Consider the following 22,093-nt stretch of genomic DNA (forward strand, 5'->3'; position numbering starts at 1 on the left):
ACGGCATTCAGATGTTCTAAACTGACACTATAAGACCGTGCATCACACGGTAGCTGAGATCTGGAACTGGGACAGTTGGGGCTATTCATGCAAGGGCGCATGCCGCAAGGCCGTTTGAAGTGCTGGCTGAGTGCCATTGTCATGGCACTGACCCCGACCGCTCTGATGGCGCTGGAAACCTCTCTGACGGCGCCGGGCGCTTCAAAGGAACTTGTTGAACGTCTGAAAAAGACATCGTCGGTGACAACAGCGGAAGAGCGGGGTCTGGATACGCCACTTGAGATCCTGTCTGCCGCCTTGTCGGATTACCGCACGCTTGTGCAGATCTTGTATGACGAAGGGTATTTCAGCCCGGTTGTCAGCATTAAGCTTGACGGGCAGGAAGCCGCTGAGTTGAGCTCTTTGACTGTGCCAGCCCAGATCAACAGGGCCGCAATTACCGTTGAAACCGGGCCAAGCTTCAAATTCGGCACGGCCATTGTTCAGCCCCTGGCGTCTGGCACCGTGCTGCCCGAAGGTTTCGCCCCCGGCAAACTAGCAACAACAGGGGTCATTCAAAAAGCAGGCTCGGACGGTGTGCAGGGTTGGCGGAATGCAGGCCACGCAAAAGCAAAAATTGAGGATCAGACCATTATCGCCCGTCACGCGCAGGCCCGTCTGGATGCGCAGATTGATCTGGACCCGGGGCGCAGGCTGACGTTTGGCAGAATGTTCATTAAGGGCGACACGGATGTGCGCCACCGGTCCATCGAAAAAATCGCCGGTTTCCCAAGCGGGGAAGTTTACTCACCAGAAAAAATCCAGAAGGTTGGAACGCGTTTGCGCCGAACCGGCACGTTCAACGTCGTCTCATTGCAGGAACATGAGACAGCAAACCCCGACGGGACACTGGATTTCGACGCCACATTCGAAGACCTACCAAAGCGTCAGCTGACCTTTGGGCTCGAGCTGGCCTCGCGCGACGGTCTCGACGTGACCGCGACCTGGACACATCGAAACATGTTCAAACGCGCGGAGCGTCTGCGTTTTGAGGCCGCGATACGAAATATCGGTGGTTCCGAAGATCTTGATGGGCGGATCGGATTGCGTCTGGATCAGCCCGATCGTCTGGGTCCGGACGACAATACATTCTGGAACGTGTTGCTGGAGCGCCGCAACACTGAAAACTACAATGTATCGGTTGCGTCTGTGGCATATGGTGCGCGCCGCACATTCTCGGACACGCTCTATGCCGAAGCCTCGGCTGGGTTACAGTGGTCAGATGCTGACGACGCCTATGGAAGTGGCCGCAAGTTCAGATACTTTATCCTGCCCTTCCGCTCGGAAAGGGATGAACGCGACAATAAAGTCAGCGCCACGCGCGGCTATTATCTGGATTCCGAAGTCATGCCTTTCATTGGCTTTTCCGGCACCGATACGGGCATTCGCCTGTTTGTCGACGGCCGGATCTATACCAGCCTTGGAACCGGCGGCAGGGTTGTGCTGGCAGCGCGGGCGCAACTTGGATCAGTCATTGGCCCGCCAGCAGATGGCGTTACACCCGACTTTCTGTTTTTTTCCGGCGGTGCAGGAACCGTGCGCGGGCAACCCTATGAAAGCCTTGGCATCCCGGTCGGGACCGGTGTCGCAGGCGGCAAATCGTTCCTTGGACTTTCAGGCGAGATCCGGGGCAAGGTGACAGATTCTCTGTCGTTGGTTGGGTTTTACGACTACGGTGTCGTCGATACCTCTTCCTTTATAGGAAGTGGCGCGGAAGATCATGCAGGTGCCGGTATCGGCGTAAGATATGATTTGGGCGGCTTCGGACCCCTGCGGTTTGACCTGGCCTTCCCGGTAAGCGGCTCCAGCGGCAACGGTCTGCAATTCTATATCGGGATCGGGCAAGCGTTTTGAGGCGGCACCTTTCATACCTTCTGCTGATTGGCACGCTGATGCTTGTGCCAGTGGCCGGCCCCGCGCAGGAGGACGAAGGCGGCAGCATGATCGAGCGGTTCCTACAGGACACGCTGTCGGGCGACGATCAGAATGTTACCGTCAAAGGTCTGCAAGGCGCGCTGAGTTCACGCGCCACCATTACCGAGATCACGGTGGCCGATGATGAAGGGGTCTGGCTGACCATCCGGGGAGCGGAACTGGATTGGAACCGGTTGGCGTTGATTCGTGGGCGGTTCTCGGTCAACGCGCTGACCGCACAGGAAATCGACGTCGCCCGTGCGCCGGGCACCACGACCAAGGACACACCGTCCGCTTCTGCCGAGACCCAAGCTTTTCAACTGCCTGAACTGCCCGTGGCCATCGAAATCGGCGAAATCCACATTGGCGAGCTGGCCTTGGGCAAACCTTTGATCGGCGTTGCAGCGGAACTGGCCGTCAATGGCAACCTGTCGCTGGCCGACGGGACGCTGGACACCAAACTGGACATCACCCGACTGGATCGGGCCGGTGATCAAATCTCCATAGCTGCGGGTTTTCGGAACACTGACAGCCAGATTGATCTTGACCTTCAGGTCACCGAAGCCGCGGGGGGTCTGATCTCGACCGCTTTGAAAATGCCGGACAGGCCCCCGATCGGATTGTCCGCGAAAGGGTCCGGGCCGGTGACGGATTTTACGGCCGATATCGGCCTGAGCAGTGATGGGCAGCCACGAGTGACCGGACAGGTTCGGTTGCGTTCGGCCCCAACAGCCGCGGCTAGCGCGGAGGAGGGCATCGCCTTTACCGCGGATCTGGGTGGTGACCTGACACCTTTTGTTGCTGAAAAAATGGATACGTTTTTCGGCCCCAAAACGCAGTTGATCGTGGATGGACGGGCCCTGCCTGAAGGCGCGTTGGATATCAGTGATCTGGAACTCAGTTCTCAGGCACTGAACCTGAAAGGGGCGCTGCAACTGGCGCCGGGCGGTCGGCTGCAACTGGCGGCCCTGCAAGGACGCATTACACCGCCCGAGGGCCAAAGCGTCGTCCTTCCGTTGTCAGGTGGCGACACATCGATCGAAGCTGCGCAGGTCTCTGCGTTGTTTGATGAGAAAAACGGCAATCTCTGGGATCTAAGTCTGACCGCTAACGCGGTAAAATCCAATACCCTGAACCTGCAACGCGCGCAAATTACGGCGCAGGGAACTTTGGAACAGGGTGACGTTTTGCGGATCGACGGTGATTTGCAAGCTGCTTTGGACGGTATCGACCTGACTGACGATGCCCTGAACGCAGCTATTGGAGACCGCATTACGCTGGACGGTACGTTCCAGTATGGCAGGGATCAGACCCTGAACGTGTCCGGGGTCGAGATGGTCGGCTCGGACTATGAACTGGGCGTTGATGCCGAGATCAGCGGCTTGTCCAGTGGTTTGGCCGTCGATGGAACCGCGACATTGCAGGCGACCGATCTGGCACGGTTTTCGGGTCTGGCGCAGCTGGAACTGGGCGGTCAGGCCTCTGCCCGGCTCACGGGCCAGGGTTCGCCGCTTGAAGGCAGTTTCGATGGCAAGCTGGAGGTCGAAGGGCGCGGTCTTTCCACAGGGCGCGATGACATTGACCCAGTGATCCGGGGCAACACAACAATCACGCTGGACGCAAAACGCGGTCCAGATGGCGTAACGATCCGGGATTTTACGCTGATCGGCGATACTCTGCGCGCGCAGGCTGATGGTACGGTTACCACCCCTGACGGCAGCGTGACGATTGACGGGCAAGCAACAGTCAACGCGCGGGATCTTTCCGTGTTCTCGGGCCTCGCCAAACGTGAGCTTGGCGGTGCGGTACAGGCGAAACTGGACGGCAAAGGCACTGTTCAGACGCTCGAGTTTGATGGCACAGCCAGCGTGATGAGCCGGGACATCAAAACGGGCCTACCCGAGATTGACCCGCTGCTGGTCGGTCGGACCGAGATAAATTTCGACGGCGCGCTGAGCCAGAAGCAGATTGAAATCCGCGACGCGGTGATCAAAGGTTCAGCCATTGTGGCAAGCGCCGCGGCAACAATTGATGATCCGACGGATGCATTGGCCGTGGACGGGCAGGTCAGTCTGAACGTCCCGGACCTGTCAACTTTTTCAACTCTTGCCGGGCGAGATCTTGCAGGTTCGATCATCGCGGACGTCGCAGGCAAAGGTACGGTTGGCAGCAAGGCATTTGACATCAAAGGCAACTTGGCTGCTGATGACATCAAATCCGGCATCAATGCAGTTGACAACCTGATCCAGGGGCGAACGAACCTGACGGTGGATGCGGTGAATGACGAGGCCGGTCTGAATATTCGCACATTCCAGCTGATCGGCACCGCCCTTTCTGCGGATGCATCCGGCAAACTGGACCGCGATGCCGGCGGATTGACCTTTTCCGCAGCGCTGGATGATCTGGGGCGGCTGTCAAAAACACTCTCCGGGCCTCTGAAACTGGACGGCAACGTCGCTCCGACACGGTCCGGGCTCGAAGGAACAGCACACTTGCTTGGGCCAGAGAGTTCCTATGCCAAAGTGTCCGGTACGGTGGACACAAATGGATCCGCTGATCTGGACTTCGATGCCAAGTTCAACCGCATCGAAAGGTTTGTGCCAGAGTTTCCCGGCACCCTTACCGCTGCGGGCAATGCCAAGCGGGACAGTGGCGTTTGGACCATCGACGCCAAGGCGCAAGGTCCCGCAGACATCGTCAGCACGGTTGCAGGCACCTTTGATGAAACCAGCAGCAATGCAGATATTTCAGCAAAGGGTGGCGTAAACCTGGGGATAGCAAACGTCTTCATCACGCCTAACAAGATTGAGGGGTCCGCGCGTTTTGATCTAGCCCTCAAAGGCCCGGCTGATCTGGCGTCCCTAAGCGGATCGATTACCACTTCGGGAACATCCCTTGCACTTCCCGGCGCAGGCCAGACCATCACCGGGATCAACGGACAGGTGGATCTGGCGCAAAGCCGTGCAACCATCACGCTGAACGGCGGGGTGCGGGCCGGTGGTGGCTTTACCGTCAATGGACCTGTCGATCTGACGCCCCCGTTCAATGCGCAGATCACGACAACAATCAACAGCCTCGTCCTGACCGATCGGCTTTTATACGAGACGACTTTGAACGGTCAGATTGCGATGACCGGCGCTCTAGCCGGGAACAGTTCGCTGGCTGGGCAGATCACCTTTGGTGAGACCAATATCAACCTCGCTGCGGCTTCGGGGGCTGTAGGTGCCGCACCGATCCCCGAAATACAGCATGTCAACGAAAGCGGTGCCAGTTTCATCACGCGCGAGCGTGCAGGTCTTGTAACCACCAAAGACAAGGGCCAAAGCACATCCCGAATAGCACTGGACATCAACTTGCTGGCACCCAAAGCCGTGTTCGTACGGGGGCGCGGTGTAAATGCCGAACTGGGTGGCCGGATTTCCATTGGTGGCACCACGACCTCGGTGGTCCCATCAGGTCAGATTGAATTGATCCGCGGTAATTTCGATATTCTGGGCCGCAGGCTGGCCCTGACCAAAGGCATCGTGACCCTACAGGGTGACTTGACGCCTTATATCGAGTTTGAATCCTCTGCCAGCACCTCGGACGGCACCGCGACCATCGAAATCGCAGGGCCGCTGGATTCACCCGAGGTCAGCGTGTTTTCCGATCCCGAACGCCCGGCGGAAGAGGCACTGGCGATGCTGCTCTTTGGGAACAGGTTCTCGGAAATCTCACCCTTCCTGATTGCGCAGATGGCCGCGTCGCTGGCGCAACTCAGCGGTGCTGGAGGGGACGCGACCAAGGGATTACGCGACTCTACCGGTGTTGATACGATTGATGTTGGTGCGTCAGACGGTGGCGCGGGCCGATTGGGTGCCGGGGCCTATCTGGGTGAAAACCTCTATACCGACTTTACCGTCAATACCGAAGGCGATACCGAGGTGAACCTGAACCTTGATGTCACCGACAATTTCTCGGTCAAGGGCACGGTTGACGGTCGCGGCGAAACGGGCATCGGAGTGTTCTTTTCAAAGGACTATTAGGATCGCTTCCGACCTCCAAAATTATTCCCGGCGAATTCCTATCGATTGGCCGATCTGCGAAGCCGGTTCCAGAGATTTATGATCATCCACCATTTGCGCAAGACGCGCCGCTGCCCAATCCGGGTAGGGTACGGATCGCCCGGTGCTGTGGCTGACATTCATGAAAAGCGCCTCTTGCGTCGCACAAATCTCGTCAGTTTCTGCCAAAAGCATCTGCGCGAAATAATGTCCTCTCTTGCTGTCAGCATCCAGCATACGGAACCTGAAATAAAACGATGAACCGTCTTTGACCTCCTGCACGAAATGCAGATGAGACTGCAGGATGTAAGGCCCCTGCCCCAACGCCTTGACCTGCACCTCGCCCAACCCGAGATGATCAACCATCAGCTTTTCCAACGCCATGTCAAAGGCGACACCGTAAAACCCAACATTCATATGGCCGTTATAGTCGATCCATTCGGGCCGTACTTCAAAGCCGCGAATTTCCACCGGCGCAGCGTACGGGCCATCATGCCCGCCAGGAGGTGTCGTAGTCGGCTGCATCTGGCCCCCTTTACTGCGCGTCTTGTTCGTCAAATATTGCAACTGCCCGGACAAATCCGGCAGAGGCCCCTTTAATCTTGAAGGGGAAACAGGAAATCTCGAACCCTGAGGGCGGCAAATCTTCCAGATTGGTCAGCTTTTCCAAGTGGCAATACCCGATGTCCATCGACGCGCGGTGGCCTTCCCAGATTATAGATGGATCTCGGGTCTCAGCGTATTCCTGAGCGGTGAGCGGAAACGGGGCATCCCAGCTCCAGGCGTCGGTGCCGGTGACACGCACGCCACGTTCAGTCAGAAAAAGCGTCGCCTCGCGCCCCATTCCACATCCTTTGACCAGATAGTCCGGCGCACCATAACGTGTCCCTGCAGCAGTGTTGACCACGACGATATCCAGCGGGCAGAGTTCGTGGCCGATGCGCTTCAATTCAGCTTCGACATCTGCCGCGGTAACGACATACCCATCCTCGAAGTGTCGAAAGTCCAGCTTGACGCCGGGGTTCATGCACCATTCCAGCGGCACTTCGTCGATAGTTATTGCCCGTTCACCTTTGTTCATCGTGGAATGATGGTGATACGGCGCATCCAGATGCGTGCCGTTGTGGGTCGCGATCTGCAACCGTTCGATTGCCCATCCTTCACCGTTCGGCAGGTCTTGCCGTTCCAGACCCGGAAAGAAAGACATGACCTGTTCTGCCGTCTGATCATGGGTCAGATATTCAATTTGCGGCAACATGATTGGCGGGTCAGACACGATCCCGGTTTCCAACGGAACGGACAGATCGACGAAACGGCGTGCCAAAAGAAATTCCTCCACCAACATCTACGACAGGGTTGGTCGAGCGCAAGCGCCTGTCAAGAAAAGAAAAAGGCGACCCATCTGGCCGCCTTCTTTGCTTGATATGTGTTGGTTTTACTCAGCCGCAACTGCGCTTTCGATCTTTTCGACGCGAATGGCCGAGAACTTGAACTCGGGGATCTTGCCATAAGGGTCGATGGCCGAGTTGGTCAGAATGTTCGCCGCCGCCTCAACATAGGCAAACGGGATGAACACCATATCCTCGGCAATCGCCCGGTCCGCGCGAACCATGATCTCAATCGAACCACGACGTGTGGTCAGGCGGATCATATCGCCCGGCTTGATTCCCATAAGCTTGAGCGTACGTGGATTCATCGAACAGTTCGCCTCCGGCTCCACCGCGTCCAGAACATTGGACCGGCGGGTCATCGAGCCGGTGTGCCAATGTTCCAGTTGACGGCCAGTGGTGGCGATCATCGGGTATTCCTCGTTCGGGGCCTCATCCGGCGGAATGACGCTGGCGGGAGTGAACTTCGCCTTGCCGCCCGAACGGGGGAAACCATCCCCGAACACGATGGCCTGACCCGGATCGGTGTCGCTGAGTGACGGGTAGGTAATCGTCTCGGTCTCCAGACGCTCCCACGTGATGTTGTCAAGCGACGCCATGGTCAGTTTCATCTCGGCAAAGACCTGCGACACATCGGTGTAGTCCCAATTCAGCCCGATGCGCTGTGCCAGCTCAACCGTGATCTTCCAATCTTCGCGCGCCTCACCCGGAGGAGTAACGGCAGGCCGTACACGCTGTACCTGACGGTTGGTGTTCGACACCGTGCCGTTCTTTTCATAGAGCGCGGAGGCAGGCAGGATGATATCGGCATAGTTCGCCGTCTCGGTCAGGAAGATGTCCTGCACGATCATCAGATCCAGTTTGGCCAGTGCCGCGCGGGCGTGGTTCACATCCGGATCGGACATGGCCGGGTTTTCACCCTGAATATACATGCCCTTGATGTTGCCCGCATATGCCTGATCGATAATCTCGGTCACCGTCAGACCCTTCTCGTTCGAAAAGTCATCCGAATGCCAGACATCATTGAACTTGGCCCGAACACCGTCGTCAGTCACCGACTGATAGTCCGGCAGGAACATCGGGATCAGGCCCGCATCCGATGCGCCCTGCACGTTGTTTTGCCCTCGCAAAGGGTGCAGGCCTGCGCCGGGTTTACCGACATTGCCGGTCATCAGAGCCAGCGAAATCAGACAGCGCGAGTTGTCGGTGCCGTGAATATGTTGGCTGACGCCCATGCCCCAGAAGATCAGGCCCGCTTTGGCCTGCGCAAAGGTGCGGGCGACCCGGCGCAGTTGATCCGGTTCAATACCACAGATCGGTGCCATCGCTTCGGGCGTGAAGGCGCGCAGGTGCTCTTTCTCGGCCTCCCAGTTCTCGGTCCAGCGATGGATGTACTGGCTGTCATACAGCTCTTCCTCGACGATCACGTTCATGATCGCGTTCAGCATCGAGACATCCGCGCCGGGGCGGAACTGCAGCATTTCGTCGGCGAACTTGCGCATACCAACGCCGCGGGGGTCCATCACGATCAGCTTGCCGCCACGCTTGGCGAACTGCTTGAAATAGGTCGCCGCGACAGGGTGGTTCTCGATCGGATTTGAACCGATGATGATCGCCACATCGGCGTTCTCGATCTCGTTGAAGGTCGCCGTCACCGCGCCCGAACCCACATTCTCGATCAGCGCCGCAACGGATGAGGCGTGGCACAAACGGGTGCAGTGATCGACATTGTTGTGCTTGAAGCCCTGACGGATGAACTTCTGGAACAGATACGCCTCTTCGTTGGTACACTTGGCCGAACCGAAGCCTGCAACCGAGCGTGGGTCTTTGGCACGCAGGGCCATCAGCTTGGTCGCGGCCAGATCCATCGCCTCTTCCCAGGTCGCTTCACGGAAATGGGTCGACAGATCGCCCGGATCGACGTTCAGCCCCTTGGCGGGCGCATCCTCGCGCCGGATCAGCGGTTTGGTCAGGCGGTGTGGGTGGTGGATGTAGTCAAAGCCAAAGCGACCTTTAACGCACAAACGACCTTCGTTTGCGGGGCCGTTGATGCCCTCGACATACTTCACCTTGCCGTCCTTGACCTTCAGCGACACCTTGCAGCCCACACCGCAGAACGGGCATACGCTTTCGGTCTCGCTATCGTAATCCTTGCTGTCCCCCTGCTGCTGGTCGTCCAGCACGGTCGCAGGCATCAGTGCACCGGTGGGGCAGGCCTGAACACATTCACCGCAAGCAACACAGGAGGAGGTACCCATCGGATCATTCTGGTCAAACACCACCTGCGCCGTATGACCACGACCGGCCATGCCAATCACGTCATTCACCTGCACTTCGCGGCAGGCCCGAACACAAAGATTGCAGTTGATACACGCATCCAGATTGACACGCATCGCCACATGGCTGTCATCCAGCAGCGGGATTTTCTCGGCCTCTTTCGCAGGAAAGCGGCTGTTGCTGACATCGTTCAACTTGGCCATATCCCAGAAATGGCTGGATACGTCATGCGGCTGCTCGGGCTGGTCAGCCACGAGCAATTCCATCACCATGGCACGCGATTTTTCGGCGCGGTCGGTGTCGGTCTTGACCACCATCCCATCGGCCGCCGGGCGGATGCACGAGGCGACCAAAGTACGCTCGCCCTCCACCTCGACCATGCAGGCGCGGCAGTTGCCATCGGGGCGGTATCCCGGTGCAGGCTTGTGGCACAGATGCGGGATCACCAGGCCCCGGCCATTGGCCGCTTCCCAGATCGTGGTGCCCTCGGGCACAGTGACGTCATCGCCGTTCAGGTTGAAGGTGACGGTCTTGGTTGGGCTTGCGTCAAGCATGGCTCTGTCTCCCTCAGATTTCGTCAGCGAAATGTTTCATGACCAGACGGATGGGGTTCGGGGCCGCCTGCCCCAGACCGCAGATCGAGGCATCACCCATGACCTGGCACAAATCTTCCAACAGATCGGTATCCCACTTGTCGGCCTGCATCAGCTTGACCGCCTTTTCGCAGCCTGCCCGGCAGGGGGTGCACTGGCCACAGCTTTCATCCTCGAAGAACCGCAGCATGTTCAGCGCAGCATCGCGGGCGGTGTCCTGATCGGACAGAACCACAACGGCGGCAGACCCGATGAAAGTGCCAAGCGGCTGAAGCGTGTCGAAATCGAGCGGGACGTCGTCAATGCCCGAGGGGAGAAGACCTGACGACGGCCCGCCCGGTTGATACGCCTTGAACACATGGCCATCAGCCATGCCGCCGGCGGCATCAATCACATCAAGAATAGTCGAGCCTGCGGGCAGCAGGTAAACGCCCGGCTTCGCCACACGCCCCGAGACCGAATAACTGCGCAGGCCCTTGCGGCCGTTCTTTTCAACAGAGTTCAGAATCTGCGGCCCTTCGCGGCAGATTTTTGAGACCCAATAAAGCGTCTCGACATTGTGCACCAAGGTTGGACGGTTAAAGACCCCAACCTGCGCCACGAACGGCGGACGATGGCGCGGCAGGCCCTTCTTGCCCTCAATCGATTCGATCATCGCGGATTCTTCGCCGCAGATATAGGCACCGGCACCCCGGCGCAGGTCAATGTATCCCTCTGCGACGATACTGGCATCTTCCAATGCCGCAATCTCACGACGCAGAATTTCCAGCACTGCCGGGTATTCGTCGCGCATGTAGATGAAGCAGGTCTCGGCCTCGACCGCCCATGCCGCGATCAGCATACCTTCCAAGAAGACATGCGGTGTGCGCTCCAGGTAATAGCGGTCTTTGAATGTGCCGGGTTCACCCTCATCGCCGTTCACGGCCAGATAGCGCGGGCCGTCGTTCATGCGAACAAAGCCCCATTTCTTGCCCGACGGGAAGCCAGCACCGCCCAGACCACGCAGGCCCGAGGCCAGAACAGTTTCCTGGACTTCTTCCCAGTTCCCGCCGTCGCGCAGATCTTTCAGCTTGGTGTAGCCGCCGTTGGCCTCATAGGCCTCGAAGGTCTCATAGTTGGGCAGATGCGCATGGGTGTCCCCTGCCGCAATCGCCGACTGCACCTTTTCGGGGGTCGCATGGTCGATGTGGTTGTGGCCAATCTCCAATACCGGAGCGGTATCGCAACGCCCCATGCAGGGCGCGCGAACAACGCGAACTTCGGCAGGGTCCAAACCGTCTTCCAGCGCCTTCTGCAACTGCTGGGCACCGGCCATTTCGCAGGAGAGGGAATCACAAACCCGGATGGTCAATGCCGGAGGAGGCGTCTCACCTTCTTTCACCACATCGAAATGGGCATAGAAAGTCGCGGTCTCATAGACCTCGGCCTGACCGATCCGCATTTCCACGGCAAGCGCCGCAATATGGTCGGCGCTGATATGACCGTGTTCGTCCTGAATCAAATGCAAAAACTCGATAAGCAGGTCGCGGCGACGCGGGCGATCACCCAGCAGGCGTGTGATTTCAGCCTGCGCCTCATCCGTGAACTGACGGCCCTTGGGTGTGTGCCGCCCCTTGCCTTTACCTGACTTCCAGACGCCCTTGGGTGTGCCTGATGGCTTGGTATCTAATGGTGCCATGATGCCCTCCGATTGAGGTTCCGTCTCTCATCAGGCAAACATATCGTCAAATCGCTTTTCGCAATCGCACGATAACGACGCCTTATCACCGCAAAGAGGTCACCACATCCCGCAAAGCCTTGACGGTTGGCAGCTCGGGATCCCGGCTGAGGGTTGCCAGACAAATCGGTTTGCTGACAACAGGTTCAATCAGCGGCAACACTTTCGTTCCCTTCAAATCGCCCAGCGCGCGCACCAAAACCCGAGGGACAACCGTCGCTGCCAGCCCTTCACGCACCATGACCATCGAAGCCGTGAAACCGCTGGTTTCGGCCACGATGTCAGGGTGCAGCCCCTGTTCGGCAAACACCCGGTCCAGAATTCGCCGGTTCTGCATCTGCGGCTCCAATAGGCTGAGCGGAAATTCTGCGACCTGCGCCCACGGAATCGGGCCGGTCTGGTCCGTCAAATGCGTGGGCACCAACAATACATAGGTTTCCTCGTAAAGGGGCTGAACCTGTCGGAAATCGGTGCCAATACTGTCACCATAGGTTACCCCAGCATCTAGGCTGCCTTCGTCCAGCCGATGTTGAATTGCGGTGGCGGACATGGTTTCAATGCGTGTGACGATACGAGGATGCGCGTCACGCAGCCTTTTGACCAACCGCCCCGTGAAGGCGATTGCGGTCGGGATCACGCCGAGGATCAGTGTGCCCGTAATCTCGCCCTTGGCAGCAAGCACCTGCTGTTCCAGCGCCTTGGTGTCGTCCAGAATGCGCCGCGCCCTCTGGACGATCATCTCGCCCTCTTCGGTCAGCCCTTGAAAGCGGTTGGCGCGGCGGACGATGGAGACACCCAACCGATCCTCAAGATTGCGGATGCGCATAGAAAACGCAGGCTGTGAAATCCCGCACTCCTCGGCCGCCTTGGCAAAATGCCGATGCCGCGCCAAAGCGCTGAGCAGTTGCAGGTCGCGGATTTCGATCAAGGAAAGCTCCAATGCTGCGGTTAGGGCAGGATACCCCGCTCACCCGACAGGAACAGCCCAATTGATCAGGTATTAAACAAAAAGTGCATCACATCGCCGTCCTTGACGATATAGCCTTTACCCTCTGCCCGCATCTTACCCGCCTCTTTCGCGCCGTGTTCGCCATTGGCAGCGACATAGTCGTCATAGGCGATGGTCTCGGCGCGGATGAAGCCCTTTTCGAAATCGCCATGGATCACACCTGCTGCTTGCGGTGCAGCGGTGCCGGTGCGGATGGTCCAGGCGCGGGCCTCTTTCGGGCCGACGGTGAAATAGGTTTCCAGCTTCAGCAGATCGTAACCGGCGCGGATCAGACGGTCGAGGCCGGGCTCTTCCAGTCCCATTTCCTCAAGGAACATCTGGGCTTCGTCCTCATCCAGCAGGCTGATTTCTTCTTCGATCTTGGCGCTGATGATCACATGGGCATTGCCCTGAGCGGCAGCCATATCGGCCACGCGGGTAGAGTATTCGTTGCCTTTTGCGGCGTCTTCCTCGGACACGTTGCAGACGTACAGAACCGGTTTGGTGGTCAGAAGTTGCAACATCTTCCACGCCTTGGCGTCTTCGTCGCTGACTTCGACCAGACGTGCGGGCTTGCCGCTTTCCAGCATGGCCTGCGCCTGGGCCAGCAGGCGATCCTGCTGTTGCGCTTCTTTGTCGTTGCCCTTCAGCTTGCGCACCAGATTGGCCCGACGCTTTTCGATGCTTTCCAAATCGGCCAGCATCAGTTCGGTTTCGATCGTGTCAGCGTCCGCAACCGGATCAACGCGCCCGTCTACATGTGTCACGTCGCCGTCTTCGAAACAGCGCAGCACATGGGCAATCGCATCAGTTTCGCGAATGTTCGCCAGAAACTGGTTGCCCAGCCCTTCGCCCTTTGACGCGCCTTTTACCAGACCCGCGATATCCACAAAAGTCATCCGCGTTGGGATGATCTGTTTTGAGGATGCAATCGCCGCCAGCTTGTCGAGGCGGGCGTCGGGAACCGCAACATCCCCGACATTTGGCTCGATGGTGCAGAACGGGAAGTTCGCGGCCTGCGCAGCTGCGGTTTTGGTCAGCGCATTGAACAGGGTCGACTTGCCGACATTCGGCAGACCCACGATTCCCATTTTAAAGCCCATCACGGCCTCCTGCATAGAATACGATCGCAGCTTCTATGCAGGTCCGCCTGATTGCGCAAGGGATTGCTGGCGGCTCTTTGGCAGAGTCAATTTCGCCACATCACAAAATTGTTTGGAAAACGTGTTCTTGTCTAAATTGAAAAACGACGGCTACGAATACCAGTTATTAGCGCACGATCACTTTTTGTTGGCAGACACAGATGAAGCACTTTTTTCTTGCAACCGTACTGGCGGCAACGGCCTGCGCGTCAGCCCAGGCCCAGACCGTAGTTTTTGGTGCCGGATACGCGGACTATTCTGAAGACACATCTGAAGATCAGGGTCTGATCTCGATCGAATACCACCACACGCCATTTCATCAGGCCACGCGGTTTCGCGCCGGTTTGGGCGCGGCCCTAACCGTAGATGAGGATGGGGACACGCATATCGGCGCGGGCCTGATCGGGCAGTATGCGCTAAGCGATCGCTGGTTCGTGGAAGGCAGCGTGATGCCTGGGTATTATAACGCCAGCAACGACCTGAATGATCTGGGGGGCGATTTCCAGATTCGCAGCCTTTTGGGACTTGGCTATAACCTGAACAATGGCAATAGCGTATCTGTCGCACTTACCCATAAATCCAACGCCAGCACAAATGACGAGAACCCGGGCGTGAATGCCCTGCTGGTACGCTATCATCTGGGCTTCTGATCCATTCCTGTCTGGGCGGGATTGATTTTCGGTCAAAGTTTCTGCACATCAGGTCGAAACCCGAGTGCAAGGACATCCGATGACCCGTATCGACGCCAAGTTCGCCGCCCTGAAAACCGAAGGCAAAAAAGCCTTTGTCGCCTATGTCATGGCCGGAGATCCCGACTATGACACTTCGCTTGAAGTGGTCAAAGGCCTGCCTGGTGCTGGCGTGGATGTTATCGAGCTGGGCCTGCCCTTTACCGACCCGATGGCCGACGGCCCTACTATTCAGGCCGCAGGCCAACGTGCGCTTGAGCGGGGCATGACCTTGCAACGCACATTGGATCTGGCACGAACGTTTCGGGAAACGGACGATACAACCCCCATTGTCCTGATGGGGTATTACAACCCGATCTACAGCCGGGGTGTCGACGCGTTTCTGGCCGATGCAAAAGCGGCAGGGATTGACGGTTTGATCGTGGTGGACCTTCCCCCCGAGGAGGACGCAGAACTCTGCCTGCCCGCGCAAGCGGCAGGTCTGAATTTTATTCGCCTGGCGACCCCGACTACGGATGACAAACGCCTGCCACGTGTTCTGCAAAACACTTCTGGCTTTGTTTATTATGTCTCGATCACCGGGATCACTGGCGCAGCCGAGGCAGAAGCAACCGATGTTGGCCCCGAGGTTGCCCGCATCAAGGCCGCGACCGATCTGCCGGTGATCGTGGGGTTCGGGATCAACACGCCTGAGAAATCGCGCAATATTGCCTCTGTGTCGGACGGCGCGGTGGTCGGGTCAGCGATCGTCAGCCAGATCGGCGCAGGTAAACCTGTGGCCGAAGTGCTGACCTTTGTGAAATCTCTTTCGGATGGCGCGCACAGCGCCTGATTTCGCAGCCAACATGCCAGAATGATGACCCGTCGCGGATACCGCGGCGGGTTTTTTGTTCCTTCACTGTGACGTCAAGACATTGCAGCCTTGGGAATGAATTGGTAAGAAAAACTAACCAAAGTGAGCGGAGCCCTGTTTTCATGCCTGTGATCACCAATATCGAAGACCTCAAACGCATATATGAACGCCGCGTGCCTCGTATGTTCTATGACTACGCCGAAAGCGGCAGCTGGACAGAACAGACCTTTCGCGACAACAGCACTGACTTCGAAAAAATTCGCCTGCGCCAAAGGGTTGCGGTCGACATGTCCGGTCGGTCCACAACTTCGCAAATGATTGGCGAAGACGTTTCAATGCCTGTTGCGCTGGCGCCGGTCGGGTTGACGGGGATGCAACATGCAGACGGAGAGATGAAGGCCGCCAAAGCCGCCGAAGAATTTGGTGTACCCTTTACGCTGTCCACCATGTCCATCAACTCGATCGAAGATGTGGCCGGGTATACCGACAAGCCATTCTGGTTCCAGCTTTATACAATGAAAGACACGGACTACATCAACCGCCTGATCCAGCGGGCAAAAGATGCCAGATGTTCCGCACTGGTGATCACGCTCGACCTGCAAATTCTGGGCCAACGGCACAAGGACCTGAAAAACGGTCTGTCGGCCCCGCCCAAACTGACGGCAAAAACCATCGCCAACCTGATGACCAAATGGGCCTGGGGCATTGAAATGCTGCGGGCCCAGCGTCGCGAGTTCGGCAACATCGTGGGGCATGTGCATGGTATTTCGGACGCATCGTCATTGGGGGCCTGGACCGCAGAACAGTTCGACCCCAGCCTGGACTGGTCCAAGGTTGAAAAACTGATGGAGCAATGGGGCGGGAAAGTGATCCTCAAGGGCATCCTTGATGCGGAGGACGCAAGGATGGCCGCCAAGCTGGGTGCCGATGCGATTGTCGTGTCAAACCATGGTGGGCGTCAACTTGACGGCGCGCTAAGCTCAATTCGTGTCCTGCCCGAGATCATGGATGCGGTCGGTGGCGATATCGAGGTGCATCTGGACAGCGGCATCCGGTCCGGGCAAGACGTGCTCAAAGCCTTGGCGCTTGGGGCAAAAGGGACCTATGTTGGCCGCGCGTTTGTGTATGGTCTGGGTGCCATGGGTCAGAAAGGTGTCACCACGGCGCTTGAGCTGATCCAGAGGGAGCTTGACACCACAATGGCGCTTTGTGGTGAGAAAAACGTGGCCGCGTTGGGGCGCCACAATCTGCTGATACCCGAAAACTTTGGGGGCCGCTGGCAAGCGTAACCGGTTAAACAGGGGGGCTCTGCCCCCGACGCCCGTTCCGGGCGCCTCCCCCGGGATATTTTTGGCCAGATGAAGCTGGGGATTCTTCAGCCGTCCACCAGATCGACACTCCAGGATAGGCGGTGGAACCCAGCTGAACGCATGGCAAGATTACCTCTTTCCAAATCGTGTGAATCAAGCTAAGGACGCGGCTTCACGCGGGTATACAGCCTTGGAGGATGCCCGCCCTAACATTGGAGAATATATCATGGCTGGTGAGATTCCTGATCTCGTAGCTCTGGAACGGACGGGGACAGGCAAGGGCGCCGCTCGTCAGGCACGCCGCGACGGCATGGTTCCGGGCATCGTATTTGGTGGTGACAAAGATCCGTTGCCAATCCAGATCCCGTTCAACGTCCTGTTCAAGCGCCTGAAAGCGGGCCGGTTCAAGTCGACCTTGTGGAACCTGAAAGTTGAAGGCCACGATGACGTGCGCGTCATCTGCCGCGACGTTCAGCGTGATGTCGTCAAAGACCTGCCGACCCATCTGGACCTGATGCGCCTGCGCCGGACCACCAAGATCGCGTTGTTCATCCCCGTTGAGTTCATCAATGAAGGGGTGGCCCCTGGCATCAAAAAGGGTGGCGTTCTGACCGTTGTCCGCCCGGAAGTCGAACTGATCTGCACCGCCGGTGACATTCCTGAAAAGATCACTGTTGATCTGACCGGTCTGAACATCAATGACGTCGTGACCATTTCGTCGGTTGAACTGCCTGAGGGCACCAAACCGACCATCGATCGTGACTTTGTGATTGCCAACATCTCGGCGCCGACTGGTCTGTCCACCAGCGACGACGATGAAGATGGTGAAGTTGCAGCCGATGAAGTCGAAGTTGTCAGAAAAGAAGAAGAATAAGTCTGGAAAAATGTTTCCGACTTTGAAGCGGGGCTCGGGTGAGCCCCGTTTTTTTTACGGGTTCAGTCATCAGGCCTGACTGGATTTCCTGACGATTTCCGGGCATGAAATGGCTTTGGAGCTACAGAGGCAAAACGGAAACATGAAGCTGTTTGTTGGATTGGGAAACCCGGGCCAGAAATATGCCCGGAACCGGCACAATATCGGGTTCATGGCCCTGGACCGGATCGCAGAGGATCACGGGTTTGGCCCCTGGAAATCGAAGTTTCAGGGCGAGATTTCGGAAGGTCGACTTGGCACCGAGAAAGTCCTGCTGTTGAAACCGCAAACCTACATGAACCGTTCGGGTCAATCCGTCGGCGAGGCGATGCGATTTTACAAGCTCGACTCCACCGACGTTGTTGTGTTCCATGACGAGCTGGACCTTGCTCCGGGCAAGCTGCGTGTCAAGGCAGGGGGCGGGCACGCCGGGCACAACGGTCTGCGCTCGATCCATGAGCATATCGGGGCGGCTTATGATCGCGTGCGCCTTGGGATCGGGCATCCGGGCCGCAAGGAAATGGTGTCGGGATATGTCCTGAACGACTTTGCAAAATCCGAAGCCGAATGGCTGGACGACGTTCTTTGGGGTGTTTCGGACGGAGCACCCTACCTGGCACAGGACGAGGGCGGCAAGTTCATGAATGCGGTTGCATTGCGCACTGCCCCGCCGCGATCATCAAAGAACGCTGCCCCAAAAACCGACACACCTTCAACAGGCGCACCCGACGCCGCGGACGATGACCGGTCGGCGATGCAGAAGCTTTTGGACAAATTCAGGTAGCACGTCGGCCTCTTTCCGTTACGTAGAGGTTGCGGAATGTGATCTCCCGCGTTCCAATACCGCTCAACTAGGGAGGCAATGCGATGAAATCCATCTTGAAGTGGGTGCTGCGCATCGTGCTGGCGCTGGTTCTGGCCGCCACTGCCGTCGGGCTGTGGAAACGCGAAGAGTTGCAGCGCCTTTTAGCCGTAAACGCTTTATTTTCTGAAGAGAAGATCGTTCACAATTTCTCGCACATGGACGAAGCTTTTCTAACCGTGAACCTGCCGCGTGGCGACGCACCTACCTGGGACCTGCCTTATGGCGAAGGGTTCGAGCTGCCGGAGGGAACCGACAGCTGGATCGATGAACGCGCGGTCACGTCGTTGCTGGTTATGCAGGACGGCAAAATCAGGTTCGAGGAATATTATCTTGGAACCGGGTCTGATGACCGGAGGATTTCCTGGTCGGTCGCCAAAAGCTATCTTTCGGCGCTTTTCGGTATCCTGCTGCAAGAGGGTGCAATCGGGTCGTTGGATGACCCGGTTGTCAAATATGCGCCCAAACTGAAGGGCAGCGCGTATGAGGCTGCATCGATCCGCAACGTGCTGAACATGGCAAGCGGCGTGACGTTTGATGAAGATTATCTCGACCCAAATTCCGACATCAATCGGATGGGGCGTGTGGTTGCGCTGGGTGGTGAGTTGGACGATTTCGCAGCCTCGCTGCGGGACAGCTTTGCGACGCCGGGTGAAACCTGGCAATACGTGTCGATCGACACCCATGTTCTGGGCATGGTGATACGCGGTGCGACCGGGCGGAACGTGGCAGACCTTCTGACGGAAAAGATACTTCAACCGTTGGGGCTGGAGCGGGACGGATACTACATCACTGATGGTGCAGGGGTCGCTTTTGTTTTGGGTGGCCTCAACTTCACCACGCGTGATTTCGCCCGGTTCGGACAAATGATCCTTCAGGACGGCATCGCGAACGGAAAGCAACTGGTTCCTGCCGAATGGATTTTCGAAGCCACCCAACCCAGCGCACCGACCGCACAAGGAGAGATCGGGTACGGGTATCAATGGTGGATTCCCCGCGGCGCACATGAAGGAGAGTTTCTGGCCCGCGGTGTCTATGGTCAGTACATCTATTTCAACCAGCCCAGGGGCGTTCTAATTGTGACAACTGGTGCAGACAGGCTGTTCCGTGAACCCGGCGTAAATGATCTTAACATCGAAATGTTCCGCAAGATTGCGGAAAGTCTGTAAGATGCCATTATGCAGAAACAAGACAGTGTAAATGTACTGGGTGGCTTTTTGGCCCCTTGCTCACGCGACCCTTTGACAGGGTTTTTCCGGGATGGCGCGTGCAACACCTGCCCCGAGGATCAGGGTAGTCACACAGTCTGCGCCGTGATGACAGCCGAATTTCTGGCGTTCTCAAAATATGTGGGTAATGATCTGAGCACGGCACGGCCCGAATTCGGCTTTCCCGGCCTTCGCCCAGGTGACAGCTGGTGTTTATGTGCAAGCCGGTTTTTGCAAGCTCATGACGAAGGATGTGCGCCACAGGTTCATCTGGAGGCGACACATCAACGCGCGCTTGAAATCGTACCGCTCGACATTCTGCTCCAAAACAAGGCGAAGACCTGACGGACTCCCAAAATAGCACACGGCGGATTCAGAATGCCATTTGCCAGATCAGGCTGACACTGTAGTTTTCAAATCCGCTTTCACCGATACCATCATAGAACAGATTTGCGGCCAGAAGGCTGTCGTTTTCCAGTCGGTAGTCAAAACCCAGATCAGCGCGTGCACGGGCCGTATCCCCTATCGGTGTCACGCCAGGAACAGTGCCTGTGCCGGATGTTGTGCTCCAAATACCAGATAGACCACCGGTCAGCATCATCTGACCGCGCGACACTTGGATTGGATGGCTGAAATCCATGCCCAACCGTGCGGTGGTCAGGCTGAAATCCTGCTGCGGAATCAGGTTGCCCAGACTATCAGTATAAGTCTCCTGATTGTCGCTGGCATAGCTGATGTCCAGCAGCGGCATAAGCGTCAGGTTCCCGCGCTTCATCTCTCCGGTTACGCGCGACTGGATCAGCCAGCGCTCGCTATCGAAACTGTCGGTATAGGTGCCCAGCGGGGAAATATCGTTATCGGCCTGACCGTACAGAACGCGCCCCTCGAAAAACACCGGCTGGCTAGGTAGTTTTGCGACGACATAAGGCCCGACCAGCCACCCTGTGCCATCCACGCTGGCCGGGCCGTTTTCGGTTTCGGCATAGTCGATCTGCAACATGGCGCCGATCAGAAGGTTCGAGTTCACCCAGCCATGCGCCCCCACCACGGCCAAGGCATAAGAACTGTCGTAATCGTTTTGCGAGCTCCAGTTGCCGGACAGATTGAACCAGACCGGTTGAGTTGGATCACTTGCAAATTTCAGATACCCCGATCCCTGCGTCACTGATGAGTCCAACGCACCTGATCCCGATTGCTGAAGAAACTGCGTCAGCTCTGGCTGATTGGTCACAAGGCTGTTGGCCCGGGCGTTCTGAAAGGCCTGCACCAGTCGCTGTGTATCCGTTACGCCCTGTTGTGTGCTGACCCTGTTGGATGCAAGATTCAGGTTCCCGGCGGCATCAGAAAAAACGCCAGCGGGAATAAACAGCTCAATTGTACCGTTATTTTGCGCAGTCAACGTTGCGACATAATTGGTTCCGGACCCTGTCAGGGTGGCTGAAGCATTGGTAACCGACAAGTCACCCACTGTGAAATCTGTGCTGGGTTCACTAAGTGTGATCACCGCTTGGAACGTACCGTTGCCGATTGTTGTCAGTGCACCGATTGAGGCCGTCGGCTGCGTCGTGTCGGCCAAAGTCCGCGTGTTGATAATCTGGGTATTCGTGACGCCGGACAGCGCGATTTCATAAAGGTAAAGCGGCCCTCCGACGGTTTCGCGCGCGGTGAACATGACCCCAAGATAGCCATCAGTGGCGTAAGTGGAGTCCGCTCCGTTCTGGCTGAGTATCGTCGCGCCAATATACCCCAGATTGGCCAATCCTGCCGGCGTTATCGAAGGTTGAGTCAAAACACCATTGTTGAAATAGAACGATCCTCCGGGGCCTTCTCCCGAAACGCCCAAAGACATAAACGCTGTTGCAGTGCCTTGGAGATTGGAAAAGAAAATCTGCCCGCCGTTAGGTGTTGCGACTGTCTGGGACGGAAAGGACGGGTTGCCAAATGCCAGACCCTCTTTGACGCTTCCCATCAAAAGCGCGGAAACCAGAAGACAGAGACATGACAGCCTCGTGATTGCGGACCAAACCATATTACCTCCTACAGCACCGCGTGGGTGCCAAACACCAGAGTGCCCGGGGTCAAAATCACATCCCAAGCAGCGTCATCCTTGCCCCGTCTTCGCAGAGACATCCCCAGAACCGGCGGCAAATCGCCGGT

16 protein-coding genes are annotated in these 22,093 nt (G+C 57.4%); 9 read left to right on the forward strand and 7 right to left on the reverse strand.

What is annotated here, in order from left to right; all coding sequences use genetic code 11:
- The first annotated feature begins 87 nt into the window (after positions 1–87).
- On the forward strand, positions 88–1,893 hold the full coding sequence (locus tag ACR0BF_RS01010) for an autotransporter assembly complex protein TamA (RefSeq protein WP_480518768.1): 1,806 nt from the start codon (positions 88–90) through the stop codon (positions 1,891–1,893).
- The gene (locus tag ACR0BF_RS01015; protein WP_480624097.1) at positions 1,890–5,978 is read left to right on the forward strand and encodes a translocation/assembly module TamB domain-containing protein; all 4,089 of its coding nucleotides are present in this window, start codon (positions 1,890–1,892) and stop codon (positions 5,976–5,978) included. Before ACR0BF_RS01010 ends, ACR0BF_RS01015 begins: the two co-directional genes overlap by 4 nt.
- Before the next feature lie 21 nt (positions 5,979–5,999).
- Here ACR0BF_RS01015 and ACR0BF_RS01020 read toward each other — a convergent pair whose 3' ends face one another.
- The 6 genes from ACR0BF_RS01020 to ychF form a co-directional block, all read right to left on the reverse strand.
- Positions 6,000–6,521 carry a thioesterase family protein gene (locus tag ACR0BF_RS01020; protein WP_480624098.1) on the reverse strand — a complete coding sequence of 174 codons (522 nt, stop codon included), beginning with the start codon at positions 6,519–6,521 and terminating at the stop codon, positions 6,000–6,002.
- A gap of 10 nt (positions 6,522–6,531) precedes the next feature.
- Entirely contained in the window at positions 6,532–7,320 is a 789-nt protein-coding gene (locus tag ACR0BF_RS01025; protein ID WP_480624099.1) for a cyclase family protein, read from the reverse strand.
- Between the two features lie 111 nt (positions 7,321–7,431).
- Positions 7,432–10,215 (reverse strand): formate dehydrogenase subunit alpha, encoded by a 2,784-nt coding sequence (gene fdhF, locus ACR0BF_RS01030; protein WP_480624100.1) that lies wholly within the window; start codon positions 10,213–10,215, stop codon positions 7,432–7,434.
- A gap of 13 nt (positions 10,216–10,228) precedes the next feature.
- Positions 10,229–11,932: an NAD(P)H-dependent oxidoreductase subunit E gene (locus ACR0BF_RS01035; RefSeq protein WP_480624101.1), complete on the reverse strand. Its 1,704-nt coding sequence runs from the start codon at positions 11,930–11,932 to the stop codon at positions 10,229–10,231.
- A gap of 85 nt (positions 11,933–12,017) precedes the next feature.
- A complete protein-coding gene (locus ACR0BF_RS01040; RefSeq protein WP_480476813.1) occupies positions 12,018–12,899 on the reverse strand; it encodes a LysR family transcriptional regulator in 882 nt (293 codons plus the stop codon).
- A 65-nt stretch (positions 12,900–12,964) separates the two neighbouring features.
- Positions 12,965–14,062 (reverse strand): redox-regulated ATPase YchF, encoded by a 1,098-nt coding sequence (gene ychF, locus ACR0BF_RS01045; protein WP_480624102.1) that lies wholly within the window; start codon positions 14,060–14,062, stop codon positions 12,965–12,967.
- A 200-nt stretch (positions 14,063–14,262) separates the two neighbouring features.
- Here ychF and ACR0BF_RS01050 point away from each other — a divergent pair, with 200 nt between their 5' ends.
- The 7 genes from ACR0BF_RS01050 (at position 14,263) to ACR0BF_RS01080 (ending at position 20,281) form a co-directional block, all read left to right on the forward strand.
- A complete protein-coding gene (locus ACR0BF_RS01050; RefSeq protein WP_480518754.1) occupies positions 14,263–14,751 on the forward strand; it encodes an acyloxyacyl hydrolase in 489 nt (162 codons plus the stop codon).
- 79 nt (positions 14,752–14,830) lie between these two features.
- Positions 14,831–15,622 (forward strand): tryptophan synthase subunit alpha, encoded by a 792-nt coding sequence (trpA, locus tag ACR0BF_RS01055; protein WP_480605066.1) that lies wholly within the window; start codon positions 14,831–14,833, stop codon positions 15,620–15,622.
- Positions 15,623–15,765: 143 nt separating this feature from the next.
- Entirely contained in the window at positions 15,766–16,932 is a 1,167-nt protein-coding gene (locus ACR0BF_RS01060) for an alpha-hydroxy acid oxidase (protein ID WP_480518750.1), read from the forward strand.
- A gap of 247 nt (positions 16,933–17,179) precedes the next feature.
- Positions 17,180–17,827: a 50S ribosomal protein L25/general stress protein Ctc gene (locus tag ACR0BF_RS01065; protein ID WP_480473778.1), complete on the forward strand. Its 648-nt coding sequence runs from the start codon at positions 17,180–17,182 to the stop codon at positions 17,825–17,827.
- A gap of 142 nt (positions 17,828–17,969) precedes the next feature.
- Complete coding sequence (gene pth, locus ACR0BF_RS01070) at positions 17,970–18,650, forward strand: aminoacyl-tRNA hydrolase (RefSeq protein ID WP_480518747.1); 681 nt, start codon at positions 17,970–17,972, stop codon at positions 18,648–18,650.
- An 83-nt stretch (positions 18,651–18,733) separates the two neighbouring features.
- Positions 18,734–19,897: a serine hydrolase domain-containing protein gene (locus ACR0BF_RS01075; protein ID WP_480624103.1), complete on the forward strand. Its 1,164-nt coding sequence runs from the start codon at positions 18,734–18,736 to the stop codon at positions 19,895–19,897.
- Between the two features lie 9 nt (positions 19,898–19,906).
- Positions 19,907–20,281, forward strand: a complete 375-nt coding sequence (locus tag ACR0BF_RS01080) for a DUF2237 family protein (protein ID WP_480494843.1) — start codon at positions 19,907–19,909, stop codon at positions 20,279–20,281.
- A gap of 28 nt (positions 20,282–20,309) precedes the next feature.
- On the opposite strand, the gene ACR0BF_RS01085 is transcribed toward ACR0BF_RS01080, so the two are convergent.
- Entirely contained in the window at positions 20,310–21,965 is a 1,656-nt protein-coding gene (locus ACR0BF_RS01085; protein ID WP_480624104.1) for an Ig-like domain-containing protein, read from the reverse strand.
- Positions 21,966–22,093: the final 128 nt, after the last annotated feature.

The organism is Ruegeria sp. AG7 (genome assembly GCF_056541545.1).